At 55.7% G+C, this 5,944-nt stretch carries 5 protein-coding genes and 1 pseudogene; all 6 read right to left on the reverse strand.

Annotated features, from left to right (window positions below; all coding sequences use genetic code 11):
• Positions 1 to 1,352, reverse strand: a 1,352-nt coding sequence (locus tag WBM93_RS02625; RefSeq protein ID WP_424427887.1) for a CpaF family protein, incomplete at its 3' end; no start/stop codon positions are given.
• A gap of 264 nt (positions 1,353 to 1,616) precedes the next feature.
• A complete protein-coding gene (locus tag WBM93_RS02630) occupies positions 1,617 to 2,750 on the reverse strand; it encodes a glycosyltransferase (protein ID WP_424427889.1) in 1,134 nt (377 codons plus the stop codon).
• A gap of 123 nt (positions 2,751 to 2,873) precedes the next feature.
• A complete protein-coding gene (locus WBM93_RS02635) occupies positions 2,874 to 3,131 on the reverse strand; it encodes an ATP synthase F1 subunit epsilon (RefSeq protein WP_424427890.1) in 258 nt (85 codons plus the stop codon).
• Positions 3,132 to 3,223: 92 nt separating this feature from the next.
• The gene (atpD, locus tag WBM93_RS02640) at positions 3,224 to 4,669 is read right to left on the reverse strand and encodes a F0F1 ATP synthase subunit beta (protein WP_424427892.1); all 1,446 of its coding nucleotides are present in this window, start codon (positions 4,667 to 4,669) and stop codon (positions 3,224 to 3,226) included.
• 26 nt (positions 4,670 to 4,695) lie between these two features.
• The gene (locus WBM93_RS02645) at positions 4,696 to 5,571 is read right to left on the reverse strand and encodes a F0F1 ATP synthase subunit gamma (RefSeq protein ID WP_424427894.1); all 876 of its coding nucleotides are present in this window, start codon (positions 5,569 to 5,571) and stop codon (positions 4,696 to 4,698) included.
• 115 nt (positions 5,572 to 5,686) lie between these two features.
• A pseudogene (locus WBM93_RS02650) lies at positions 5,687 to 5,944 on the reverse strand (F0F1 ATP synthase subunit alpha); the annotation flags it as partial.

The raw sequence follows: 5,944 nt of genomic DNA on the forward strand, positions 1-5,944 counted from the left end.
ACTTCGGTTATGTTGGTCGTGCGACGAGAACCGTCACGCAGACGTTTGACCTGAACGATCAGATCGACCGATTCCGCAATCTGGCGCGAAATAGCCTCTTTCGGAATCTTGATGTCGCCCATCAAAATCATGTTTTCCATACGGCCGAGACACTCGCGCGGGCTATTGGCGTGGAGCGTACACATGGAGCCGTCATGGCCGGTGTTCATGGCGGCGAGAAGATCGAAACATTCCGCGCCACGAATCTCGCCAAGAATGATCCGGTCGGGACGCATACGCAGGGCGTTCTTGACAAGATCGCCGATGGTTATCGCGCCCTGACCTTCAAGGTTGGGTGGCCGGGTTTCGAGCGGTAGCCAATGCGGTTGTTGCAAGCGAAGCTCGGCAGCATCCTCGATCGTCAGCACGCGTTCGCCGGGATCGATCATCTTTGACATGGCGTTGAGCATGGTCGTTTTACCCGAACCGGTACCGCCGGAGATAACCACGTTAAACCGGCAGGCGCCGGCAATCTTGAGCACGGTACACATTTCGTCGGACATCGAGCCGAAGCCCTTCATCATGTCGAGCGTGATCGGTTTTTCGGAGAATTTACGAATGGAGATCGCCGTGCCTTTGAGGCTCAGCGGCGGGACGATTACGTTGACACGCGAACCGTCCTTCAGACGGGCATCGGCCAGCGGTGTGGTCTGATCGACGCGGCGGCCGACCTGGTTCACGATCCGCTGGGCGATCTGGAACAGATGCTCCTCGTCGCGGAACTGGATCGGGGCGATTTCAAGCTTGCCCTTGATTTCAATATAGGTCTGTTCGGGGCCATTGACCATGATATCCGATATGTCCGGATTGCTGAGCAGCTCTTCGAGCGGGCCAAAGCCGAGCAGTTCGTCGACCAGCACTTTTTCAAGCGCAAATTGTTCGCGCCGGTTAAGCGTCAGCTTCAGCTCGGTCAGCACTTCCATGATGATCGGACGGAATTCTTCGGTCAGTTCTTCCTTGTTGAGGGTCGCGGCAGCTTCCGGGTCGACACGCTCGAGCAGGCGAGGGAGCACCTGTTCCTTGATTTTGTGGACCGAGGCACCGAAACCTTCATCCTTGTCGCCGCCTTCTGCCAATGGCTGAGAGCGTTCGGAAAGCCGCGCCATGGCATCACTTTGATCGGGCGCGGCTGGAGCAGCCGCACCTTCGCCCGGGAGCGGAATGGAATCTATGGGAGGAAACTGATTGCCGCCCTGTTCCTCGTCGGGATTTTCAGATTTTGCAGCTTTTTTTCCGCCACCGGTCATCGGCTTGGCGACGCCAAAGGATGGCTTGCCGCCGCCCAGTCCATTTTTCTTGCCAAATGCGCTCATGCTGTTCCGTCCGATTTGTCTAATGTCACGAGATACATGTCCTCTTTCCCCGAAAATGGTTAATAAACGGAAAACTCGGTCGATTGGATCGGAAAGATTGCGAACATGCTGTTTGTGGCTTGTGCCGCGGGATGCAGCCATTAAGCCTTGAAAACAGGTGAAGGACAAATTTTTGAACGCTGATCATTCTTGCCGACAAACGGCAGCTGTAAGGGGAGTTACTCTTGCGCTCGCAGTATTTGCCGATTTTCCGCTGGGCGAAGCCTAACCGGCAGCCAAGGCTTGCTCCAGTCGCTCAATGTGCCGTTCGACGCTGTTCTCGATGGAATAGGTGCGGGCGCAGGCCCTCAGTGGCGCAATCGTCGGCGGCATTTCGATCGCATCGGCCATAGCTTTGGCCAGCGCTTCGGGATTCTGGACAGGCACGGTTTCAAGGCCGGTTTTACGCAGCAATCTTGTCAATCCCTCGGAGCAATCGGTTGCGACAACAGCGCAGCCGGTTGCCATGGCTTCCAGCGGCACCGCCGGAAACCCTTCCCATTGAGACGACAGCACAAGGATGTCCGACTGTGCGTAATAAGGCGTCGGATCGGTAACAAATCCCTTAAACTCGATCCGGTCGCCCAAGCCGAGTTTTCTGGCATGTTGTTCCACCTCGCCGCGCAGACTGCCATCCCCCAATATGGTCATCGACCATGGGCGATCCGCGATTAGGGCAAGAGCGGAAATCATCGTCCGATATCCCTTTTGTGGAGCGATGCGACCGACTGCGAGCAGTTTTGCGGGCGTCGCCGGAGTGCGGACGTCGCGATCCTCACCCAAAGACAACATATACGGGGTTACATAGGGGTTAGATACGGAAAGAAATTTGCCAGCAGCATGCGGATAGATTTCCGAATAATGCCTGGCATCCGCATCGCTGAGCGTAAGGCACATGTCGGCAAATCTTGCGGTAAACCCGAACCGCCACTTCCGGTAAATTTTCAGCCAGAGTCCGAGGCCGGGACGCATGACCGGGTTGGTGATTTTCTGAATAAATCTGGTCGAATTGGAACCGGCAAGTTTTCGGGCAATTGCCACACTCAGATTTGTCTGGTTTCCGGCAGAAAATATGGCCTTTGGCCGGTGTTTGCGGATCATCCGGGCGACAGCGGGAATCTGGAGCACCAATCGGGTTCCGCGACCGCCAATTTTTGGAGTGGGCACCAAGCGGACGGTTACTTCGGGGGCAATCATATGCGCAACCGAACCGGTCGTCCGGGTCAGCCACAATTCGGTCGCTATCCCGCGTTCAGCCATGCCATTGGCTAACAGAATCGCAACCCGGTCAAGGCCGCCATCGCCGGGCTCGTATAGGAAATGGACAATCGGGGCGGTTTTGGGCGATGACTGGGTCATCGCTTGCTCGACAAGCGCGGGCTCGATGTTCTAGACATTCGGACAGCGTAGCATCTGACCGTGGGTGCAGGAAAGAGAGGAATTGTACCGCGATTCCGCGGCGCACGATTGACGCGACCGGTTTTAGCTAACAGCTTCGGCGAGTACTGTCAGGCCCTTGTCGTTGACTTCGGCAAAGCCGCCCTGAACCGTGATCGTCTCGGGCGTCCCGCCTTCGGTCGCGTAAATAACCAGATCGCCATCGCGGATCGTGGACATAACAGGCGCATGATTGGCGAGTACGCCAAAGTCACCTTCGGTACCGGGCACAACAACCATGAAAACGTCATCCGACCGGACGAGCTTTTCGGGGGTCACGAGTTCGAAATGTAGGTTTGCCATTATAATACCTTTATACCGTTGGTCCCGAGCCAGTCGAAGCGCGCCTGTCGAGCATTCGCACAGTTCGACAGCTCAGGGCCAATGGTTGTAGCTTAGGCCGCCTCAGCAGCCATTTTTTTGCCTTTTTCGACCGCTTCTTCGATGCCGCCGACCATGTAGAAGGCGTTTTCGGGAAGATGGTCATACTCGCCTTCGACAACCGCCTTGAACGACTTGATCGTGTCTTCCAGATCAACGAACTTGCCCTTGATGCCGGTGAAAACTTCAGCAACATGGAACGGTTGCGACAGGAATTTCTGGATCTTCCGCGCACGTTGAACGACCAGCTTATCTTCTTCCGAAAGCTCGTCCATGCCGAGAATAGCGATAATGTCCTGCAAAGACTTATATTTTTGCAATGTTTCCTGAACAGCGCGGGCCGTATCATAGTGCTCCTGGCCAACAACGCGGGGTTCGAGAACGCGCGAGGTTGAATCGAGAGGATCAACAGCAGGGTAGATGCCCAGCTCGGAAATCGCACGGTTCAAAACGGTGGTCGCGTCCAAGTGGGCAAAGGATGTTGCCGGTGCAGGGTCGGTCAAGTCATCGGCGGGAACATAAATCGCCTGAACCGATGTAATCGAGCCCTTGTTGGTAGAAGTAATACGTTCCTGCAACGCGCCCATGTCGGTCGACAGGGTAGGCTGATAGCCCACAGCCGAAGGAATACGGCCAAGAAGCGCGGACACTTCCGAACCAGCTTGCGTAAAGCGGAAAATATTGTCGATGAAGAACAATACGTCCTGGCCTTCGACATCGCGGAAATATTCCGCCTGGGTCAGGCCGGACAGAGCCACACGCGCACGCGCACCAGGAGGTTCGTTCATCTGGCCGAAGACCAGCGCCACTTTTGAGCCTTCCGACTTAGGATTGCCGTCGGCGTCCTTGGCGATAACACCTGCGTCGAGGAATTCGTGATAGAGATCGTTACCTTCACGGGTGCGTTCACCAACGCCGGCGAAGACGGATGTACCGCCATGGCCTTTAGCGATGTTGTTGATCAGTTCCTGAATAAGCACGGTCTTGCCGACGCCGGCGCCGCCGAACAGGCCGATCTTGCCGCCTTTTGCATAAGGTGCGAGCAGATCGACAACTTTAATGCCGGTAACCAGAATTTCATTCTCGGTTGACTGGTCCACAAAAGCAGGGGCTTCCGCGTGAATAGGCGCAGTTGTCTTGTGTCCGATCGGGCCGCGTTCGTCGATAGGCTCGCCGATCACGTTCATGATCCGGCCAAGCGTTTCAGGGCCAACAGGCATCATGATCTGCGAACCGGTGTCGGTTACTTCCTGACCTCGGGTCAAACCTTCGGTCGCATCCATCGCGATAGTACGAACCGTGTTCTCGCCGAGATGCTGGGCAACCTCGAGAACCAGCCGGTTACCGTTATTGTCGGTTTCCAGAGCCGAGAGAATTGCCGGGATCTCGCTATCAAAGGTGACGTCGACGACAGCGCCGATGACCTGTGAAATGCGGCCTACATTTTTGGTTTTTGCCATTTTTCCGTTTCCTTGCGTACGTGCTTTTAGAGCGCTTCAGCGCCAGCGATAATTTCAATCAGTTCGGTGGTAATCGCGGCCTGACGGCTGCGGTTGTAAATAATCGTGAGGTTGTCGATCAGATCGCCGGCATTGCGGGTCGCATTGTCCATGGCGGTCATCGATGCACCTTGTTCCGAGGCGTTGTTTTCCAGCAATGCGCCGAAAATCTGGGTGGTCAGATTGCGCGGGAGCAGGGCAGCGAGGATTTCGTCCTCGTCCGGTTCATAGTCCACCGCTCCGCCGGAATCGGCGACAGCGCCGTCCTGAATCGCGATCGGGATGATTTGCTGGACCGTCGGTTCCTGCACCAGCGCGGATTTGAACTTGCCGTAGAAGAGATGGGCGACGTCAAATTTGCCCTCTTCGACCAGCGCGGTCAGGTCCGCTGCAATGGCCTTGGCTTCTTCATATCCCGGTGCTTTGACATTCGATGTATCGAAATGCTTCAGGATCATGCCGGGGTAGAAGCGCTTTATGATCGGAATGCCCTTGCGGCCGACCATGTAGAACAAGACTTTACGCCCTTCCTGGAGCAGCTTTTCCGCCTTAACACGGGCTTCCTTGACGATATTGGCATTGAACGCGCCGCACAGGCCGCGATCCGATGTCGCGACGACCAGAAGATGCGTCTCCAGCTTGCCGGTGCCAGCCAATAGTTTCGATGAATTCTCGTCGATCGCAACCTTGGAGGCGAGGTTCCCCATCACCTTTTCCATCTCGCTGGCATAAGGACGCGCAGCTTCAGCTGCCATCTGCGCCCGGCGCAATTTGGCAGCGGCCACCATTTTCTTGGCCTTGGTGATCTTCTGGGTCGACTTGACCGACGCGATCCGATCTTTCAGTTCTTTAAGACTAGCCATTTCGTTCCTTCAATTGTCATTCCCGCGAAGGCGGGAACCCAGTCCAATAAAAACTTCGCTTCGCGGCATCTTTATTCACTGGATCCCGGAGCAAGTCCGGGATGACATTTTCTCCTTATACGAACGTCTTGCCAAATGCTGCCAGTGCCGCTTCGAGAGCTGCCTTGGTGTCATCAGCCAAATCACCGCTTTCACGGATCGTTTTCAAAATATCAGCATGTTCGCTGCGCATATGGGCCAGCATGGCCGCTTCGTAGCGCACGACGTCATTGGCAGCAACGCCATCAAGATGCCCGTTGGTACCGGCGTAAATCGAAGCGGTCTGCTCTTCAAACGGCAGTGGTGCAAATTGCGGTTGCTTGAGCAGCTGGGT

This window comes from Parasphingorhabdus sp., from assembly GCF_049667325.1.
Lineage (GTDB): Bacteria > Pseudomonadota > Alphaproteobacteria > Sphingomonadales > Sphingomonadaceae > Parasphingorhabdus.

What these genes read in the sequence shown, in the direction of transcription:
- WBM93_RS02630 (WP_424427889.1), bottom strand. Translation starts at nt 2,750, where the DNA reads ATGACCCAGTCATCGCCCAAAACCGCCCCGATTGTCCATTTCCTATAC.
- WBM93_RS02635 (WP_424427890.1), bottom strand. Translation starts at nt 3,131, where the DNA reads ATGGCAAACCTACATTTCGAACTCGTGACCCCCGAAAAGCTCGTCCGG.
- atpD (WP_424427892.1), bottom strand. Translation starts at nt 4,669, where the DNA reads ATGGCAAAAACCAAAAATGTAGGCCGCATTTCACAGGTCATCGGCGCT.
- WBM93_RS02645 (WP_424427894.1), bottom strand. Translation starts at nt 5,571, where the DNA reads ATGGCTAGTCTTAAAGAACTGAAAGATCGGATCGCGTCGGTCAAGTCG.